The sequence below is a fragment of the Natroniella sulfidigena genome (assembly GCF_023223645.1).
GTDB lineage: Bacteria > Bacillota > Halanaerobiia > Halobacteroidales > Halobacteroidaceae > Natroniella > Natroniella sulfidigena.
The window spans coordinates 31,547-51,039 of record NZ_JALKBY010000005.1 but is presented as its reverse complement, the minus strand read 5'-3'; the positions used below and the strand labels follow the sequence as shown (position 1 = coordinate 51,039).

The 19,493-nt window shown below is 33.6% G+C and carries 24 protein-coding genes; 1 reads left to right on the top strand and 23 read right to left on the bottom strand.

Annotated features, from left to right (window positions below):
- Positions 1-189 precede the first annotated feature (189 nt).
- The 19 genes from MWH28_RS04630 to MWH28_RS04540 all read right to left on the bottom strand — a co-directional run bounded on the left by MWH28_RS04630 (position 190) and on the right by MWH28_RS04540 (position 15,810).
- On the bottom strand, positions 190-1,476 hold the full coding sequence (locus MWH28_RS04630; protein ID WP_248618126.1) for an adenylosuccinate synthase: 1,287 nt from the start codon (positions 1,474-1,476) through the stop codon (positions 190-192).
- A gap of 168 nt (positions 1,477-1,644) precedes the next feature.
- Positions 1,645-2,940, bottom strand: a complete 1,296-nt coding sequence (purB, locus tag MWH28_RS04625; protein WP_248618125.1) for an adenylosuccinate lyase — start codon at positions 2,938-2,940, stop codon at positions 1,645-1,647.
- 210 nt (positions 2,941-3,150) lie between these two features.
- Positions 3,151-3,273, bottom strand: a complete 123-nt coding sequence (locus MWH28_RS04620; RefSeq protein ID WP_248618124.1) for a cyclic lactone autoinducer peptide — start codon at positions 3,271-3,273, stop codon at positions 3,151-3,153.
- Positions 3,270-3,899 carry an accessory gene regulator ArgB-like protein gene (locus MWH28_RS04615; RefSeq protein WP_248618123.1) on the bottom strand — a complete coding sequence of 210 codons (630 nt, stop codon included), beginning with the start codon at positions 3,897-3,899 and terminating at the stop codon, positions 3,270-3,272. The genes MWH28_RS04620 and MWH28_RS04615 overlap by 4 nt, the downstream gene beginning before the upstream one ends.
- Before the next feature lie 106 nt (positions 3,900-4,005).
- The gene (locus tag MWH28_RS04610) at positions 4,006-4,866 is read right to left on the bottom strand and encodes a sensor histidine kinase (RefSeq protein ID WP_248618122.1); all 861 of its coding nucleotides are present in this window, start codon (positions 4,864-4,866) and stop codon (positions 4,006-4,008) included.
- Complete coding sequence (locus MWH28_RS04605) at positions 4,859-5,332, bottom strand: hypothetical protein (protein WP_248618121.1); 474 nt, start codon at positions 5,330-5,332, stop codon at positions 4,859-4,861. The genes MWH28_RS04610 and MWH28_RS04605 overlap by 8 nt, the downstream gene beginning before the upstream one ends.
- A 45-nt stretch (positions 5,333-5,377) precedes the next feature.
- A complete protein-coding gene (locus MWH28_RS04600; protein WP_248618120.1) occupies positions 5,378-5,854 on the bottom strand; it encodes a hypothetical protein in 477 nt (158 codons plus the stop codon).
- 248 nt (positions 5,855-6,102) lie between these two features.
- A complete protein-coding gene (dnaB, locus tag MWH28_RS04595; protein WP_248618119.1) occupies positions 6,103-7,437 on the bottom strand; it encodes a replicative DNA helicase in 1,335 nt (444 codons plus the stop codon).
- Entirely contained in the window at positions 7,425-9,320 is a 1,896-nt protein-coding gene (gene lonC, locus MWH28_RS04590) for a Lon family ATP-dependent protease (RefSeq protein ID WP_248618118.1), read from the bottom strand. Before lonC ends, dnaB begins: the two co-directional genes overlap by 13 nt.
- Before the next feature lie 25 nt (positions 9,321-9,345).
- A complete protein-coding gene (rplI, locus tag MWH28_RS04585; protein WP_248618117.1) occupies positions 9,346-9,792 on the bottom strand; it encodes a 50S ribosomal protein L9 in 447 nt (148 codons plus the stop codon).
- Positions 9,793-9,869: 77 nt separating this feature from the next.
- Positions 9,870-10,778, bottom strand: a complete 909-nt coding sequence (locus MWH28_RS04580) for a DUF2232 domain-containing protein (protein ID WP_248618116.1) — start codon at positions 10,776-10,778, stop codon at positions 9,870-9,872.
- A gap of 4 nt (positions 10,779-10,782) precedes the next feature.
- The gene (locus MWH28_RS04575; protein ID WP_248618115.1) at positions 10,783-11,100 is read right to left on the bottom strand and encodes a MazG-like family protein; all 318 of its coding nucleotides are present in this window, start codon (positions 11,098-11,100) and stop codon (positions 10,783-10,785) included.
- Positions 11,101-11,212: 112 nt separating this feature from the next.
- Positions 11,213-11,428 carry a 30S ribosomal protein S18 gene (gene rpsR / locus MWH28_RS04570; protein ID WP_248618114.1) on the bottom strand — a complete coding sequence of 72 codons (216 nt, stop codon included), beginning with the start codon at positions 11,426-11,428 and terminating at the stop codon, positions 11,213-11,215.
- Positions 11,429-11,452: 24 nt separating this feature from the next.
- Positions 11,453-11,827 carry a single-stranded DNA-binding protein gene (locus MWH28_RS04565; protein WP_248618113.1) on the bottom strand — a complete coding sequence of 125 codons (375 nt, stop codon included), beginning with the start codon at positions 11,825-11,827 and terminating at the stop codon, positions 11,453-11,455.
- 26 nt (positions 11,828-11,853) lie between these two features.
- Complete coding sequence (gene rpsF / locus MWH28_RS04560) at positions 11,854-12,138, bottom strand: 30S ribosomal protein S6 (protein ID WP_248618112.1); 285 nt, start codon at positions 12,136-12,138, stop codon at positions 11,854-11,856.
- Between the two features lie 97 nt (positions 12,139-12,235).
- Entirely contained in the window at positions 12,236-13,333 is a 1,098-nt protein-coding gene (gene ychF / locus MWH28_RS04555) for a redox-regulated ATPase YchF (RefSeq protein WP_248618111.1), read from the bottom strand.
- Positions 13,334-13,465: 132 nt separating this feature from the next.
- Positions 13,466-13,645, bottom strand: coding sequence for a DUF951 domain-containing protein (locus MWH28_RS04550; protein WP_248618110.1), 180 nt, complete (start codon positions 13,643-13,645; stop codon positions 13,466-13,468).
- 194 nt (positions 13,646-13,839) lie between these two features.
- Positions 13,840-14,706, bottom strand: coding sequence for a mechanosensitive ion channel family protein (locus MWH28_RS04545; protein WP_248618109.1), 867 nt, complete (start codon positions 14,704-14,706; stop codon positions 13,840-13,842).
- Positions 14,707-14,784: 78 nt separating this feature from the next.
- Complete coding sequence (locus tag MWH28_RS04540) at positions 14,785-15,810, bottom strand: YkvI family membrane protein (protein WP_248618108.1); 1,026 nt, start codon at positions 15,808-15,810, stop codon at positions 14,785-14,787.
- A gap of 200 nt (positions 15,811-16,010) precedes the next feature.
- Between MWH28_RS04540 and yyaC the strand changes: the two genes are divergently transcribed.
- Positions 16,011-16,718, top strand: coding sequence for a spore protease YyaC (yyaC, locus tag MWH28_RS04535; protein WP_248618107.1), 708 nt, complete (start codon positions 16,011-16,013; stop codon positions 16,716-16,718).
- Between the two features lie 46 nt (positions 16,719-16,764).
- On the opposite strand, the gene MWH28_RS04530 is transcribed toward yyaC, so the two are convergent.
- The 4 genes from MWH28_RS04530 to MWH28_RS04515 all read right to left on the bottom strand — a co-directional run bounded on the left by MWH28_RS04530 (position 16,765) and on the right by MWH28_RS04515 (position 19,477).
- Positions 16,765-17,214, bottom strand: coding sequence for a GNAT family N-acetyltransferase (locus tag MWH28_RS04530; protein WP_248618205.1), 450 nt, complete (start codon positions 17,212-17,214; stop codon positions 16,765-16,767).
- Positions 17,186-17,629 (bottom strand): bactofilin family protein, encoded by a 444-nt coding sequence (locus MWH28_RS04525; protein ID WP_248618106.1) that lies wholly within the window; start codon positions 17,627-17,629, stop codon positions 17,186-17,188. Before MWH28_RS04525 ends, MWH28_RS04530 begins: the two co-directional genes overlap by 29 nt.
- A 33-nt stretch (positions 17,630-17,662) precedes the next feature.
- On the bottom strand, positions 17,663-18,625 hold the full coding sequence (locus MWH28_RS04520; RefSeq protein ID WP_248618105.1) for a M23 family metallopeptidase: 963 nt from the start codon (positions 18,623-18,625) through the stop codon (positions 17,663-17,665).
- Between the two features lie 180 nt (positions 18,626-18,805).
- On the bottom strand, positions 18,806-19,477 hold the full coding sequence (locus tag MWH28_RS04515) for a DUF554 domain-containing protein (RefSeq protein ID WP_248618104.1): 672 nt from the start codon (positions 19,475-19,477) through the stop codon (positions 18,806-18,808).
- Positions 19,478-19,493 lie beyond the last annotated feature (16 nt).

Below are 19,493 nucleotides of genomic sequence, written 5' to 3'. Positions count from 1 at the left end.
CCACTCTACCTCTAACTTCTTTTACATTATAAAAATCATTTTCATAATATCCATTATCTTATTCTTTCTATGTTCATCAGAGAAATCCTCCTTCAAACTAAAAAAAGTATGGTATTAATAATTAATACCATACTCTTCTTAATCTAAAATATAACTTAATTTTGAATTTTATTACTAACACTTGATTTCTTAAGCTAACAGATCCCTTAAAATCATTGTCTCCTTTCGTTTCGGGCCAACAGAAACGATTGAGACTTCAACACCGACTAACTCTGAAATATAGTCTAAATACTTTTTAGCATTTTCAGGCAACTGGTCATAAGACTTAATTTGAGTAGTATCCTCTTGCCAGCCTGGTAAAGTTTCATACACCGGCTCACACTCTGCTAAGATATCATCCCGTGTAGGGAATTCCTTAATAACTTCCCCTTGATATCTATAACCAGTACAGACCTTAATCTCATCCATACCATCCAATACATCCAATTTAGTAACTGCCAATCCAGTCAGGCCATTGACTCGAACAGCATAATCAAGAATAACTGCATCAAACCAACCACAACGGCGTGCTCGCCCTGTAGTCGTACCAAATTCATGACCCTTATCCCTTAAATGCTCTCCAACTTGGTCTTCTAATTCAGTTGGAAATGGGCCTTCACCAACTCTAGTAGTATAAGCCTTGACTATTCCTAAAACCTCTTCAATCTTTGTCGGGCCAACACCTGTACCACTGCAGACACCACCAGCAGTCGGATTAGATGAAGTTACAAATGGATAAGTTCCATGATCAATATCCAATAAAGTACCCTGTGCTCCCTCAAATAAGACATTTTTGTCAGCTGCTAGCTCTTGGTTGATCAAAACGGAAGTATCTGTAATTAACTCTTTAATCTCTTCTGCATAACCCATATACTCCTCAATAATTTCATCTGCATCTAAAGGTTCAATATCATATACCTTCTCTATGATCAGATTCTTTAATTCTACAACCTCTTTTACCTTAGCAGCAAAGATCTCTGGAGTCAATAGATCCTCCATTCTAATACCGAATCTTCCTATCTTATCCATATAAACCGGGCCAATCCCTTTCCCAGTCGTTCCAATCTTACCATCACCCTTTCTAACTTCCTCAGCCTTATCTAATAGACGATGATACGGCATAATCAAATTAGCCTTAGAGCTAATATAAAAATCAGTTACTTTAACCCCTTTTTCCTTTAAGTAATTTAATTCTTTGATTAAAACCTTCGGATCGACAACAACTCCATTACCAATTACACATTTAGTATCTTGATAGAGAATTCCTGATGGAATCAAATGTAATTTATACGTCACATCATCTACAACAACAGTATGTCCTGCATTATTACCTCCTTGATAACGAACTACAACATCCGCCTGCTCAGAGATCAAATCTGTAATCTTACCCTTACCTTCATCGCCCCACTGCGTTCCAACTACTACTACAGTTGACATCTAAATCCCCCTTGAAAATCAGTGTATAGTTTACAATTGACAGTTGACAGTTAAAATCTCAAAATCAAAACCAGTAAAACTCCTTAGTTATAAAAACTTGACCTTAACTGTAATCTTTAAATTGTTTTTAACTATTCATTATTCACTATTATCTATTATCTGCTCTTATTATTCCAGTCCAAGTCTTTGATAGATAGTATCAATATTTCGTAAGTGATAAGCATAATCAAATATCTCCTCTATCTCATCCTGACTTAGATACTCTCTAACATCTTCATCAGCTAATAATAGCTCCTTAAAGCTCTCTTTATCTTCCCAAGCTTGTAAGGCATTACGTTGGACTAGTTCATAAGCATCATCCCTTAATAATCCTTGATCAACTAACGTAAGCATTACTTTTTGAGAAAAGATCAAGCCCTTAGTTTTATCTAAGTTGGCTTCCATATTCTCTTCATGAACTCCTAAGTTTTGGACTACATCAACAAATTTAGTCAGCATATAATCAACTAGAATACTACTATCAGGCAATACTACTCGCTCTGGTGAAGAATGGGTTAGATCCCGCTCATGCCAGAGATTAACATTATCTAACCCTGTCTGGACATTAGATTTAACTACTCGTGATAGGCCAGATACCCGTTCACAAATAATTGGATTCTTCTTATGTGGCATTGCTGATGAACCTTTTTGGCCCTTCTGAAAGGACTCCTCTACCTCTAAAATATCTGTCCGTTGTAAATTCCTAATCTCAGTTGCAAATTTATCCAAAGAACCAGCAATAATTGCTAACGTTGATAAATATTCAGCATGGCGATCCCGCTGTAAGATCTGTGAAGAGATTGGTGCTGGCTCAATCCCTAACTTTTGACAAGCTAACCTTTCTACTTCTGGAGTAATATTAGCAAAAGTACCTACCGCTCCAGATATCTTACCCACACTGATTCTTGCTAATAATTGCTTTGTTCGCTCTAGATGACGTTCTATCTCAGCATACCAGGTAGCCAATTTCAAACCAAAGGTTACCGGTTCAGCATGAACGCCATGGGTTCTTCCGATCATAACCCTCATCTTATATTTCTTAGCTTTTTCACCTAAGACTTCTTTTAGCTCTTCTAAATCAGCAATGACCAACTCAATTGCTTCTTTCATCTGTAAAGCACGAGCTGTATCCTTAACATCAGATGAAGTTAGACCTAGATGAATATACTTAGATTCTTCATCTAAGCTCTCAGCTACAGCAGTCAAAAAAGCTAAGATGTCATGGCGTGTCTCCTGTTCAATCTCTTTTACCCGACTGACTTCAAATTGAGCATTCTCTTTAATCTGTTCCACTGCTTGCTGTGGTATCTCTCCTACCTCAGCTAAAGCTTCACAGACAGCTATCTCTATCTCTAACCAATAATTTAATTTATTTTCTTCTTCCCAAATTTCTTTCATTTCAGCTAAACTATAACGTTCAATCATTTATTAGCCTCCTATTAAGATTAAACTTGAAAGTTTTAACAACACTAATATAATAGCAAATTATCAGCTTATTGTCAATGAAATCTCGAATTTTATTAAATCAAACTAGTATAATATTCGTTTATTATGTTGCTTTAATACCCTAAAGAATAATTTATAACTGCTCAAAAAAATTAGTGTAGGCTAATATTAGCCTACACTATTACTAATCTACTTATCCTTCTTTAAAGCCTTTGGTAATTTTGGCTCATAAACCGAAACACCACTAGTACAGCTGCTACTTTTATGAGCAATCTTTTTTAATACTTTTGCTATCACCTTTTTTCCTTTCATTGATTACACCTCCTCCTTACATATTTTCTATTAAATAGCCTATAAACAACTGGAGTCATTGAAAACAAAGTCCAAAACATTCCTAATAATCCTGCTAATACATAAGAATTATCAACTTGATTTAAACTTAAAATCAAAAGAAATAGATTTAGACAGCTAAAAATAACAATTGAGTAAATCTTAGCTTTTTTTCTCTTTTTAGCTGAATTTAGAGGTTTTTCTTCTACATCAGCTGGTGCATACAAATATAAAATATAAGTTCCACTTATAAATATTATTAAAAATAATAGGTTGTTTTCAATAATATTCAAAGAACTAGCATGATAACTAAACCAACCTATTGTTGTGAAAACAATTGCACTAATAGTAGCACAATTTCTAAAGTTAGCAGCATGAACTCCACCTGAAAAAATTTTAAGTATTGAAGCAATTAAAGTAGCAGTTATAGCTAATGATGTTACCCCCACTAAACTGGATAAGAAAATAATTGCTAAAAAACTACCAATTGTCGTACAAATAACTGTCAACCCATAAGCCATGATTTCCTGTTCCTCTTCTGCTTCATCAGCAAATAATTTATCAATCATAGCTGCACTGAATTTTTCCACTTTAGTTTTATTATCCACCCTATCTACTCCTCGCTGTTAATATAATCCTAATGTTAGTAATTATATCATAAAAGTATTATTTTTAAAACCACTATGAAGAGTTTCCTCTCCTTTTATTAAATTATCAATCCATTTTGTTAATAGAGAATCTACAGTTAAATTCGGTCCCATAACCCTCTTCACTCTTAATAGTTAATTCTCCCCCTGCTTCAGCAACTAATGACTCAATAATATGTAACCCAAATCCTCTATCTTCCCCTTTAGTTGAAAATCCAGCCATAAAGATTTTATCCATTAGCTCATCTGGAATAATTGGCCCTGTATTATAAACAGAAAGAAGATACTCATCTTCCTTCTTTATCCCCTTTACTTTAATCTTCTTCTCTGCTTTATATTCCTTAGTAGCATCTAAGGCATTATCAATCAAATTAGAAATGATCCGAAATACTTTATTTAATGGTAAATGCACCTGTTCAATTCCTTCTTCAACCTGATACTCAAAATCAACTCCTTCTTTGACCGCTTTCATCTTTTTAGGAATCAAAATTGAATCAAGTACCGAATCAGCCAGATTAGTTTGCCCAAACTTAAGTTTAGCTAACTCTTGACTTAAGGACTTAATATATTCTTCTGCTTCTTGTTGCTTTTTTAGCTGAAGCATACCATATAACGTCTGTAAGTGATTCGAAAAGTCATGCTTCTGCTGTCTTAAACTCTTAATCAACTTCTGATTTTCTTCCATTTTTATCTCTAGTACTTTAAAATCAGTCTTAAATTTATTTAATTTAACTAATTTTTTAACCATCACTATTGATAAGACCGATAGAACAAGTGCTAACAATAAGATAACATCTAACAATAACTGAGAAGATAATAGATCTAAAAGACCGATACTCCTCCACGAACTCAGTAACAACAATAAAAATGTTTGGGCCAACAAAACAATTATAATTGTCTTAAAACTGAACTTATTAAAGTCATGCATGCTCTTCACCAGCTAAATCACTGAAATCAATCTCAAAAAAGCGACTAGCCTGAGCAATTAAGAATAATAACAATTGGGTTGAATAAGCAATTGAATAACTTAAAGGTAAACTTTCACTAACCTCTATAAGGGTAAAGCTAAAGTAATTAATAACTAGCAAGTATAAACCTGCTTCTAATAAGACTAGAACAACAAAGCCCAATAAAGCAGCTGCAAAAGCTACTTGTAAATTTAATTCAACTATTAACTTTAATAGCATCGCTAATAATAAACCTAGCAACAAAGTATGTAATCCGTAAATATCAAATACACCTCTAATAATTATTAAACCAACTGTATGTAACAGACCAACTTTAAGATAGTTACTTAGATCAGTATTAATCCCCACTAAACCTAAACCAAGATAAGCTAATAATAGACTTTCTGGAAACCCAATCAAAATAATCCTCACTAATGATAACTCCACCTTCTCCCCCCTTTTTTATTTCATTTCTAAATTAGAAAATTAGATTCAACTATCATCTACATTAGCTAGCTCATTGAATTTTAAATCACAAAAATGTATCAGTAGAGCAACAATCAATAGTGGAAGTAGAATTGAATAACTGAATAAATAATTAAAAAATGAATCACCATTAAAAATTTCTGCAATATCAACCTCAAAATAGTTAATAAGAATTGAAATCACGACTGCCTCTATCATAAATAAAATGATAAACGCCAATAAAACACCTATCACAGCTAATTTTAAATCTAGCCTGACTATTAACTTTAGTAGTATCACTAGTAATAAAATCAATAGTAAACTATGTAGTCCATAAAGTTGAAGTACACCTCTGATTATTATTGCGCCACTCGTATGAACTATACCAATCTTAAGATAGTCCTTAAGCTCTGTCTTAACTCCTACTAAACCCAAACTAACATAAGCTAATAGTAAACTTTCTGGAAATCCAGCTAAAATTATTCTCAATAATGATACCTCCACCTTCTCACCTCCCTAACTATAAAGCATTAGGTACTAATTTTTAATTTTCTTACTTGTTAACATTTTACTAATTATATTTTATTAACCATAACATTGCGTTCATTTAATAATTTCTCTGTTTATTAATAAATTCCTGCATCAAAAGAAAGTGAAGGGGTTTACTCTAACAAATATTATCAATTGTAATTAAATTACTAAAAGACTTGAAATTTTTACAGTAAACATAAAAAAAGAGCAGATAAAAACATCTACTCTTCTGTCCGTTTTGCTAAATCAACAAACTTTGTATATTCTTTTTGGAAGGCCAACTCAACAGTACCAACTGGGCCATTTCGCTGTTTACCAATAATAATTTCCGTAATCCCTGCTTTTTCAGAATCAGGATTATAATAATCATCCCGATAAATAAAGGCTACTATATCAGCATCCTGCTCAATAGAACCACTAGATCGTAAGTCACTTAATTGTGGTCGTTTATCATTTCTCTGTTCTACAGCTCGACTGAGTTGGGATAAAGAAACAACCGGTACATCAAGCTCCCGGGCCAATCCCTTTAGTGACCGAGAAATCTGTGATACCTCTTGTTGCCTGCTTTCCGAATTTCTACGCCCCTGCATCAACTGCAAATAATCGATCAAGATCAACTCTAGACCATGTTCAGCTTGGATTCTCCGCGCTTTGGCCCGCATCTCCATCACCGTAATCCCTGGTGTATCATCAATAAAGACCTTAGCTTCTCCTAATCGACCCGCTGCCTGAGAGATTCTACGCCAATCAGTCTCATTCAAATAACCCGTTCTTAGCCTATGACTATCAACCTGTGCTTCTGAACATAACATCCGTTGTACTAGTTGGGCCTTAGACATCTCTAGTGAAAAGATAGCCACTGGAATATCCTCTTCAACAGCAGCATGTTGAGCAATATTTAACGCTAAAGCAGTCTTTCCCATACTAGGACGGGCAGCTATAATTACTAGATCAGCCTTTTGAAAACCGGAAGTCATCTTATCTAAATCTCTAAAACCAGTTGGAACCCCAGTCACATCGCCCTTATGCTTATAAAGTTGCTCTAAATTATCAAATGTATCCATTAAAATATCTTTGATCATCGAAAAACTTTGCGTATCTCGACGCTGGGAAAGATTAAAGACCAACTGTTCAGCCTCATCTAGGACAAAGTCAATTCCTTGATCACCTTGATAGCCTAATTGAGCTATCTGATTAGAAGTCTTAATCAACTTCCTTAAAATTGACTTTTCCTCTACAATCTTAGCATAATGCTCCACATTTGATGCTGTCGGTACACTATTAACTATAGATGTAATATACGATGCACCACCGACTTCTTCTAATTTACCTTTCTCTCGTAACTGTTCACTAATTGTAACTAAATCAACGGGCTTTCCTTTATCAAAGAGATCATTAATTACATTATAAATAATACTATGCGTCTGACGATAAAAATCTTCCGGTTGCAAAATCTCAATTACTTTAGCTATTGCATCACGATCAAGTAACATTGAACCTAAGGTTGATTTTTCCGCTTCTAAACTATTTGGAGGAACCTTATCTACATTGTCCATTCAATTACCTCCTCTCTAGTAGCAAAAATTTTAGCCAATACTTGCTCTATATCAGTTACTGGAGTAACCTTAATATCTTCATCTTCTACAAAACAGGTTTGATTTTCTGCTGGTATTAAAACTTCATCTACCCCTGCTTGATAAGCACCATGAATCTTTTCTACAACTCCACCAACAGGTTTTATCTTGCCATGGAGCGAAATTTCACCGGTTACTGCTATATTCTGCTTAACAGGAATCTTCTTTAAAGCACTAATAATCGCTACTGAAATAGCTACACCTGCTGAAGGCCCATCAACTTGGCCCCCTCCTACTAAATTAACATGCAGATCATAATTATTGATATCTTCACCGGTCACCTTTCTAACTATAGAAGCAGCATTAAAGATTGAATCTTGGGCCATACTTCCTGCAGTCTGGTTAAACTTTAATTTGCCCTTCCCAGCTTCAGCAGCAGAAAAAGCTACAGCTTCTACTTCTAATACTGAACCTAAAAAGCCACTAACCCCTAAGCCTAAGACTTGTCCAATCTGACTATCTTGACTTGCTGTTGAACGATGAATCGGTACCAAACGGCTCAACTTAATAGCTTCTTCTACTTCACGCTTAGTAATCTTTTGTTGCTCAGTCTCTAAGACTAGATTATAAGCATCTATCAATAAATTAACAGCTTTCCGTCCTTGCACTGTATATTGAGCTATCAATTCACCAACCCCAGCTTCTAATTTAATATCTAATTTAGCACTAGCTTGATTAACAATCTCTTTAATATCATCTTTAGTTAAAGGAGCAAAGAAGATACTTGTCGTTCTAGAGCGTAAGGCTGGATTCAATTCTTGGGGGCTTCTAGTCGTTGCTCCCACCAATATAAAATCAGCCGGTGCTCCATCCTTAAATAACTTCTTGATATATTGAGGAATATTTTCATTATTTGGATCATAATAAGAAGAATCAAAATTAACCCGCTTATCCTCTAATACCTTCAATAATTTATTCTGTAATAAAGGATCTAACTCCCCAATCTCATCAATAAATAAAACCCCTCCATGGGCTTCAGTAACTAGACCAGGTTTCGGTTCTGGAATTCCCTGCTGAGCCAAATTCCCTTTACCACCTTGATAAATTGGATCATGGACAGAGCCTAATAAAGGGTTAGTCACCTCTCGTGGATCCCAACGTAAAGTAGTAGCATCGACCTCCACAAAGTTAGCATCAGTTTGAAATGGACTCTGCTTTTTAGCTTTAGCTACTTCTAAAGCTAAACGAGCTGCTGTTGTCTTTCCAACCCCTGGTGGCCCATGAATAATGATATGCTGGGGATAAGGGGAAGCCAATTTTGTCAATAAAGCTTTAATCCCTCTTTCTTGTCCAATGATTTCTGTCAAACTATCAGGTCTAACTAAACCTGTTGCTGAGCAGTTCAACCTCTGCTCCTCTAGCTGTTCTAATTCAATATATTTTTTTAAAGTATGAGGATTATCTGCTGGCTCTTCTTTAATTTCATTTTTAATGATCTCTTCTTTAATTTCATTTAAATACTCTTGATGCTTTCGCTCTAGTCGAGCATTAATCTTATCTTCTAATTCTTCTTTAGCAGCCTTTTGTGCTAGTTTATCAGCCAATTCATTCTCTAACTCTGCAAGCAACTCCACCTTACCGCTAAATTTTTCAGGGATATCATCTAACATTGGATGATCAAAAATCAACTTCTGTAGTGCAATTAATTGTTTATCGATATCTTCAGCTTCTAGCAAATCTAAAATGTCTAATTTTCCTGCTTTTAGTAGTAGTTCATCTGTGCCATATAATTCTGTTAACAGACCAAAAAGAGCAGTAATTTTAACTGTTAACTGCTCTTTTCGCTCTTGGCTTTTATCATCCATCTAATCACCCTTCTATTTCTATACTTTATGCTTCTATAACCTTGACTTTTATTGTAGCTGTTACATCTTTATGTAACTTAATATCTACTTTTCTAATTCCTAAACTTCTAATATTTTCAGCTAAATCAACTTTGCGTTTATCAATCTTTTCTCCAAGAAAATCTGAAACTTGCTCAGCAATATCATTAGTAGTTACTGAACCAAATAACCTACCATTTTCTCCTGCTTTAACTGGAATTGTAAAGACTTGATCTGCAATCTTATCTGCTTTTGCTTGAGCTTCCTCACGCTCTTTCTCTTTCTTTTTAGCCTTAACCTTCTTTTTCTGCTTTAACTTCTTCATATTAGCATCTGTTGCTTCTTTAGCTAGCCCTCTAGGGATTAAATAATTCCGTGCATGACCATCAGCTGCCTTTACAACTTCTCCTTTACTACCTAAACCTTTAACATCTTCTTTTAAAATAACCTTCATTAATTATCCCTCCACTAACTTAATGTAATTATATAGTATCAATTCAAACTTGACAATAAATTATTGTTGACAAAAATCTAAATCTTATCCAAATTACGAAAGTCAAACCACAAATCTAAGATTCCGATTAATAATAATGCTGGATTAAATAATGGAAAGAAGATTAGAAAAAAGATTAATCCCATAGCTAACCCTTGATTTAGACCCCACTGCATAAAATAATAATAACAGACTGCTACACCTTCTAGCAACAATAAAAAGGTTGTAATCACATAAATATTCTGCCAGATAATTGAATGATTAAAGATTATAGAAATAATATAAATAACTATCATTATTTTAGGAAATTTAATCTCTCGTACTGAAAACTTAGCAGGTAATTGAAGGTCGAGCCTGTCCAAAATAGTATAACTGAAATAATAATTAACACTAGAAATAATAACCCCTGCAGTTAAGAATAAGGCAGGATAAGTAGCCTTAATCAATTCAATAACCTCTTTAAACAACTCCTCTGCTTGCAAAATTACTTCAGTTGGAAGACCAAACTGTCGATACAACTCCAAAGAAAGTTGTAAACTATGATCTAGTTGAGCTACAACATCAACTTCTAGAATATAAATACTAATCCCCAAACTCAACAGTAAAGAAAATGCTCCAGCTACAACTCCTACTACTAAAATTACTACTGAAGAAAATCGCTCTTCAAAAGCTGCCCCCATACTGATTCCAATCAAACCAGTATTTAAAATAACAATCAAAAACATCATTGGATTAATCAACAACCCTAAAATTATAGCTGTTGCTAAACTGGCCGTAATCCCAACCTTACTACCACATCTAACTATCAATATAATTAAAGGGACAGGCGTTAATAAGAATAATAGACTTCCTAATATTGGTAGATAGATTCCTAAGATAGCTAACATTACTGTAACTGCTGTTAAAATTGCTCCCTCTACTACTGCCTTAGTTTTCAATTGCTCCACCACCTTAACTTCTATCCTTTAAGTGTTCTAATAATTCAGTCAAGTCTCCATACCAAGCTTCTATTTGATGTTTATCATTAGCATTAGCCTCGACCTTTTTTTGTAACTTTCTATCTATCTGCTCAAAAGAATATCCTAATCGCTTAGCTAGTAAGTAAGTTATCATAATAACATTTGTGATTATATCTAATAATTTCAATTCATTATTTCTGATCATTACCTTAAATAATAATGACACATTGCTCAATAACTCAGTCTTTAACCATTCAATGATCTTTAGATTCTTGGTAATAGAGCCTTTTTTAGAGTTAAACTTCTTCATGGAGAACCTCCTGCTTAAAACAATGTATCTACCTATTTCTGCAAATAAAACTTTTTTCCTGCATGATAAAGATAAAAGGAGACATTGAATGTCTCCTTTTATCTTACGTAATTTAGTCAATTTTAAATGGCAATAAAGCAACATTTCTTGCTCTTTTGATTGCCTTAGTTAACTCTCGTTGATGCTTAGCACAATTACCAGAAATTCTTCGTGGTAATATCTTTCCGCGGTCCGTTACATATTTATTTAGGATATTGGTTCTTTTATAATCAATTTTATCTACTTTGTTAGCACAAAAATCACATGACTTTCTTCTTCCACGTCCCATCTAATTTCCCTCCTTCAATCAATTTTAGAAAGGGACATCTATATCTTGTTTTCCAGGTCCCTGCCGCTCATTATTGCGATTTGACCAGTCCAAAAACTGAACATTATCAGCTACAACTTCAGCATTTCTCCTTTTTTGTCCCTTATCAGTTTCATATGAACGAATCTGTAATCTACCTTCAACTGCAACCAATCTTCCTTTATTCAGGTGGTTTGCACAATGCTCTGCTTGTTTACGCCACACAACAGTCTTAATAAAGTCAACATCACGTTCTCCAGCCTTATTTTTATAATTTCGCTCTACAGCTAAAGTAAAATTACAAACAGCCGTACCATTTGGAGTATAGCGTAATTCTGGATCCCTAGTTAGTCGACCTATCAAAATAACCTTGTTAAGCATTTCAAAACACCCACCTAATTTATTTATTACTCATCTTTTAAAATTAAATAACGCATGATATTATCATCAATACGATAAATTCTTTCTAATTCATCAAGAGTAGCAGGTTCAGCTGTAAAGTTAACTACTGTATAATAACCAGCAGATTGATCATTGATTTCATAGGCTAACTCCTTAGTACCCCACTTGTCCAACTTAAGTACTTCACCTTCAGAGTCTTCAATTACACTTGTTACCTTTTCTACTGTTGCTTCAGTAGTCTCTTCATCTAGATCAGGACTTATAATTAACATAGTTTCATATTTAGTCATCTCTGTCACCTCCCCCATTCGGTCACTGGCCCTTAATTTATTAAGAGCATGGATTTTACCAATCTATTATAACACTAACCTAATCAAATTGCAACAATTAGACATTAAATTTGAAATAACAGACATCGCCATCTTCAATAATATATTCTTTACCTTCCACTCTTAAAGTACCTGCTTCTCTAGCTTGAGCAAAAGAACCTGCCGCTACTAATTCTTGATAACTTATTACCTCAGCTCTGATAAACCCTCTTTCCATATCAGAATGGATTACACCAGCAGCTTCTGGAGCTGTAGCACCTTCTTTGACTGTCCAAGCTCTAACTTCTTTCTCCCCAGCAGTAAAGTAAGTAATTAGCCCTAACAACCGATATCCAGCTTTAATTAGTTTGTCCAAACCAGATTCACTTATACCTAATTCTTCCAAGAACAGTTCCTTTTCCTCACCGCTCAACTCAGCAATTTCTGCCTCTACTTGAGCACTGATTACTACTACTTCAGCATCTTCATCTTCAGCTTTATCCTTAACTGTAGTAACCAGCTGATTATCTGCTAAACCAATCTTATCTTCAGCAACATTAGCAGCATACAAGACCGGCTTTAAAGTCAATAGATTTAAATCTCTAATTAACTTCTCTTCTTGCTCAGTTAAGTCAACACTACGAGCAGGATCTCCTTCTTCTAAGGCATCATTTAATTTAGTCAATACCTCAAACTGCTCTTGATAAATCTTCTCACCTGTTTTTAGCTGTCTTTCTGTCTTTTCTAACTTCTTACTGACACTTTCTAAATCAGCTAAGATTAACTCCATCTCAATGATTTCAATATCACGTAAAGGATCTACATCTCCCTCTACATGAGTAATGTTTTCATCATCAAAACAGCGAACAACATGAATAATTGCATCAACTTCTCTGATATTACCTAAGAACTTATTTCCTAAACCTTCTCCCTTGCTAGCTCCTTTAACCAAACCAGCAATATCAACAAATTCGATTGCTGTAGGAACTGTCTCTTGAGGTTCAACCACTTCTGTCAACTTGTCCAATCTCTGATCTGGCACTTCTACAATTCCTACATTAGGATCAATTGTACAAAATGGATAGTTAGCTGAATCAGCTCCTGCTTCAGTAATTGCATTAAACAATGTTGACTTACCTACATTAGGTAACCCAACAATTCCACATTTCATTCCCATAATATAAACGCTCCCTTATATTAGTTTACAGTGTACAGTTGACAATTGACAGTTAAATTCAAAACCATTAAAACTAACATCTACGATATAAAATCAAGATCAGCTTTATTTTTAGCTATCAATTATCAATTATTAACTATCAACTATTTTTTTTACGCTCTTCTCAAATTTAGGACGTGGTAACATGATTACTCGTCCACATTTTAAACATTTAACCCTAAAATCCATCCCAGTCCGTAAAATCTCCCATTGGTCACTACCACATGGATGCTCTTTTTTAAATTGTACAACCTCTCCAACTGCAAATTTCATCTTGCCACCTCCCAAATTTAGCTTCAACTAACAGTATACAAAGAATTTTTTTGAAATTCAAGCTTCTTTATCCTAAATTTTGATTTTAAACATTTTATACGGTTTAAGTTTAAGCCTAAGCTTAAGGTTAAGTCAACCACTAAAAACCAAGGTTTTAGTTCTTACTTAAACTTGAACTTAGACTTAGACTTAAGTCACTCTTTATTCACGATAGTCAAATGTTGATACGGAATTGCAATCCCAACTTGATCAAATCGTTCTTTAATCCGCTGTTTTATAACTCTTCCTATCTGCCATGAATCCATTGGGTCTACCATTGCAATCACTCTAATTTCAACACTAGAATCACCTAACTTATCTACTCCTTGTACTGTTGGCCCTTCCTTTATCTGTTGATACTCCTCTTTTAATTCACTGGATAATTGTTCTAAAACATCAATTGCTTCCTCTATACTCTGGTCATAATCAATTGGAGCATTGACCACAACCCTTCTTGCTTCTGTACTAAAATTAGTTACCTGTTCAATATTACCGTTAGGAATAATATGTAAGTCACCATCAAAGTTCTTAATTTTAGTAACCCTTAAACCTATCTCTTTTACAATCCCTTCTACCTCAGCAATCTTAACATAATCACCAACTACAAATTGCTTTTCAAAGAGAATAAAAAAACCTGTGATTACATCTTTAACTAAATTCTGAGCACCAAAACCCAAAGCTAGACCAACTACTCCGGCACCTGCTAATATAGAACTTGTAGGAACGCCCACTACATCTAAAGCCATCGTTCCTCCAATAAAATAGATTGAATACCTTAACGCGCTTTTTAAAACAAAATTTAAAGTCTTATTTCTCTGTTTGGTATACTTTCCATACCCTTCTCTTTCTTCAAATAATCTCTCAATCAAAAAATATCCAAATCGCAATAATAACTTAGTAGCCACTAAAATCGCAGCTAGTTGTAAAAAAGCTAGTCCAATCTGTTGTAAAATTGCAGCCGATAATAAATCTACTGTAGCCAATTTAAAAATCCGATCTAAAACATTACTTAACCTATCCATTATCTTCCTCCTATATTCCGATTTTAAAACCATTTAAACAAATTTAAACATCAGTATATTAGTGTAAACAACTCCTTATTAAATTCTCTTTTGATACAGATAATTTATAATTAATACTGATAATAAAACTAAACTAGCTTTTCCTAGTTGAGGATAGATCAGCCCAATCAATCTAGCAAAGGATAAATTACTAACCGGGCCAACTAATATCATAATAATAAGTAATATCTTTTCTCTACTTAATTTAACCGTTGACTCAATCCTATCTAATAAACCATATAAGTTACAGCTAGCAGTTGTTAACATCGCTAACCATAATGTAATCGCATAAATATAATACAAGTCCTTTCTATAGCTTAAAATCACTTCTAACATTGGAATCTCACTATTTAATATCTGAGGATAAAATTGATTCAATACATAGCCGATCAAAAAGGCTAACATTCCTAATGATAATCCTCCTGCTATAACCCCTACAGTCAACTCCTTCTTCTGTGATTTGATTGCTAATGGAAGCAAGACTGTTAACCCTAAAATCAGATTATATCCACTATAAACAAAAGAAGAAAATATCCAATCTAGTTCAAGATTAACTATAGTTAAATCGACTTCAAATCCAGTTATCAAACCATTAATTACAACTAAAGTAACAATAATTAAGAAAGGGATCAATAATAGATTTAATTTCATAATTCCTTCTAATCCATAATAATTAGCCAACACTACTATTATCATTGAAACTAAGATTCCGAAGTTGAAATTGAGACTAAATAAAAAGCTAGCTATCTCTTTACTTCCTGCCAACATAACAACCAGACTACCTAATAAAAATAAGGTAAAAAAGAAGTCAGCTATAAAACCTAACTTCTTACCAGCAAGCCTGTAAAATAGTTGTTGATAATTAGCTACATTTAAATTTTTGGCAATGTAAACAATGTTGACACCTAGTATACTAAAGATTACCCCTGCTAAGACAGTTCCTAGTAACCCATTATTTCTATAGATAATAAAGAATTGAAATATTTCTTGGCCCGAAGCAAATCCTGCTCCTATTACCGCTCCAATATAAGTTACTGCTATTTTTATAATCACTCCCAATTTCAAAGTAATCCCCCCTCTACAAATCTATATTACTCTTAAATTTAATAAGTCAAGGTAATAATTTACAGTTTAATCAGAGGAGAAATTACATACAGTAAAGGTAAGTAAAGAATAAACTACGATTATAGATCTTCTAAAGCTTCATTAATGATTTTAACAGCCTAAACGTATAGATTACATACAGTAAAGTAAGGGGGAGAATAATGAAGACTAGCAGAGAAGTAAACTGTTGTCACTGTGGAAAACCCTTAAATGAATTAAAATTTATTGCAGACAAAAAAATATTCTGTCAAAATTGTTATTTAAGTTATCAAAATATATCCTCTACTAAATCGACCAGCTTTAATCGCCAAGAACTATTGAGTCGGAATCGAGTACATATCGACGACCCTTTAGCAATGACTAATCTTAAAAAGATAATCAATAACCAGTTAAGAAAGATTTATAACCCCCTCAAACAAAAATTAGCAATTATCTGTATTGGAACCGATCGCTCAACAGGAGATTCTTTAGGCCCTCTAACAGGTTCAAAATTATCTAATTTTAAGTTGAACAACAATCTCAACGTCTTTGGTACCTTAAATTCTCCTATTCATGCTACCAATTTAAATGATAAGTTGGAATTTATTGAGCAAAAACATCCTGATTCATTCATTATTGCTATTGATGCTGGCTTAGGAAAGAGCAGTAGTGTAGGTTCAATCTGTGTCAATGAAGGGCCATTAAAACCTGGCTCTGGTGTTGATAAAAAATTACCTGAAGTCGGTGATATGCATATAACAGGCCTGGTCAATGTTTCAGGTTACATGGAATATTTCGTTCTACAAAGTACGAGATTAAGTTTAGTAGTTAAAATGGCTAAGATAATTTCTTACTCTCTAATCCAAGGAGTCAGAAAATTTAACCAATAATAAATCAACTAAGGATTTAATCCTTTAAAAGATTAAATCCTTAGTTCTATAACTTCATATTCATTTTAATATGTTCAATTCCTGCTTCTACAAAAATTTCTTCATTCACCGCCTTAAAACCTTGGTTTAGATAAAAATCTTTAGCTTGTAATTGGGCATGAATACTAATTTGAGATAACTTTGTTTTTTTAGTTGTTTTAATAACCTCAGCTAATAGAGCGGATCCTATTCCGTATCCTCTCCATTCTTTTTTTACAGCCATTCTTTCTAATTTGCCAGATCCATTACCCATTAACAATCGACAAGTCCCTACTACTTCATCAGCCAAGAAGGCTACAAAATGAATTGCTTCTTTATCTTTACCATCAAATTCTAATTTTGCAGGAACTTTTTGTTCTTTAACAAATACTTCTTGCCTTAATTTTAAAGCCTCTTTTAAACTCTGCTCATCTGTAGTCTCTGTTACTTTAAGCTGATTTAGTTCTTTTTTTTTTATTAGTATTATTTTTACTACTTTCTTTGTTGCTAGTTTCTTTTTCTTTACTTTCAGCCATTTTAGATGTACTATTCCCTTTAAATATAGCTCCATCATGGATAATTAAATTTGAAATAGAGATATCACCAATCAGCTTTCCAGTACTAACAATTTCTAATTTACCTGCTGCTGTAACATCTCCTTCTATTTCTCCTGCAATCATTATATCGTCACCTTCAACATCTGCTCTTAGTTTACCCTGCTTGCCAATGAAGATATCACCTTCAGCTTTTAGCTTTCCTTCTATCTCCCCATCAATCCTAATTGATTCTTCAACTTTGATTTCTCCTTGAATCTTTGTCCCAGCACTTATTACAGTTCCTACATCTTTAGGATTTTTAACCTTCTTCTTCTTTTTCTTTTTACTTCCAAACATTACTTTTAGCCTCCTTATCTCAATTGGTTATTCTTATTTTATGTAGTCAATTGGGTCAAGTGGTTCGCCATTAAAATGTACTTCGTAATGAAGGTGTGGCCCTGTACTTCTACCAGAGTTTCCGGATAAAGCTATTGTTTCGCCTCGTTTTACTTTATCGCCAACATTAACTAATATTCGATTATTATGAGCATATAAGGTTCGATAACCAAAGCCATGATCTATAACCACAACTCGACCATATCCACCTTTGTTTCCAGCTTCAACTACTTCTCCATTTCCAGTAGCAATTACTTCATTGTTATACCAAACTGCTATATCAATTCCATTATGAAAGGTCATCCGCTCTAAGACTGGATGAAAGCGATCTCCAAAAGCAGACGTTATTCTCCTATCCTCAGTTTTGAGTGGCCATCCTTCTGGTCTAGCAGCTAAATAATCTCTATACTCTTCAATATCCCTCTCTAAATAATCTAACTCTTGCTTTTTTTGTGGTAAAGAGTTCTGTAGTCGCTCAATAGTAGATTCGGTATGTTCAACTAACTCTTTGCTAGAACCATTGAATTGATTGTAATCAACTGTCTGAACTGAATAATCATCTGAGTTATCAAATTCAAACTCTTGACTACTAAATTCTTCTTGAGAGTCTATTAATTCTTTAATCTTCGCATTTTCCTGTTTAATATTATTAAACTTTACTTCTATCTTCTCTGTCTCTTGGGAAATTTGGGCCAACTTATCATGTAAATATTGATTTTTTTCAGCTAATTCAACATTCTCTTCTCTATAATGAATTAATTGATCAATTCTTTGTAGAGAAAGACCATATTGCCGATTATAATAATACAATGCTCCAACTAAGCCTAATAAGCTAATTATTATCAAGGTACAGATAAACTTGATCAATTTTTTAGATAACCGCAATGTAAACATATCTCGCTGTGTATGAGGAACAATTTTAACTGTTATTTTCTCTTTTTGCTTATAATATGACATATTACTGCCCCTCCATTTTTAATAATCTAACATCTAGTACACATATTCTACACAAAAAAACTTTTTCCTTTTTTTTTTACCATAGGAAATAAAAATTATAATTAGTAATTATGATTTAATTATATTTTAACTACTAATCTCTCTAATAAATATAACAAATAATTTTATTATATAAAATTACTAAAATAAGTATACTAAAACTACAACTACACCAATAGCCGGTAATAAATTACCCACTTTAATTTCAGTTATTTCCAACAGATTCAAGCCAATAGCAAAAATCAACAATCCACCGACAGCTGTCATTTCAGTAATTACAGCCGAAGTCAAGATCACTCTAACTTGAGAAGCTAATAAACTAATCAAACCTTGATAAATAAAGACAGGTATAGCTGATAAAATAACACCTACTCCTAATGTTGAAGCAAAAGCAACTGCAGAAAAACCATCTAATAATGACTTAGCATATAATGTAGAAGGATCCTGTTGTAAGCCATCTTGGATAGCACCCATAATAGCCATTGCTCCTACACAATAAATCAAACTACATTGCACGAATCCCTCTGCTATACGTCCTTGATTCTTCAATAATGATTCAAACCACTTACCTAGTTGATTTAACCTCTGTTCAATATTAATTCCTTCTCCAATTAATCCCCCTAACAATAAAGCAAAGATAATATAGACTGGATCTTCAGTTCCTAAAGCCATCTTAAGACCTAGTAATAAAACTGCTAGGCTCAATCCCTGCATTGCAATCTTTTTAAATCGTTCCGCTAGTCTATTTCCTAATAAGACTCCTAAACTTCCTCCAAGTATAATTGCTAATGTATTAACTATTGTTCCTCTCATATCAATCTCCTTATTT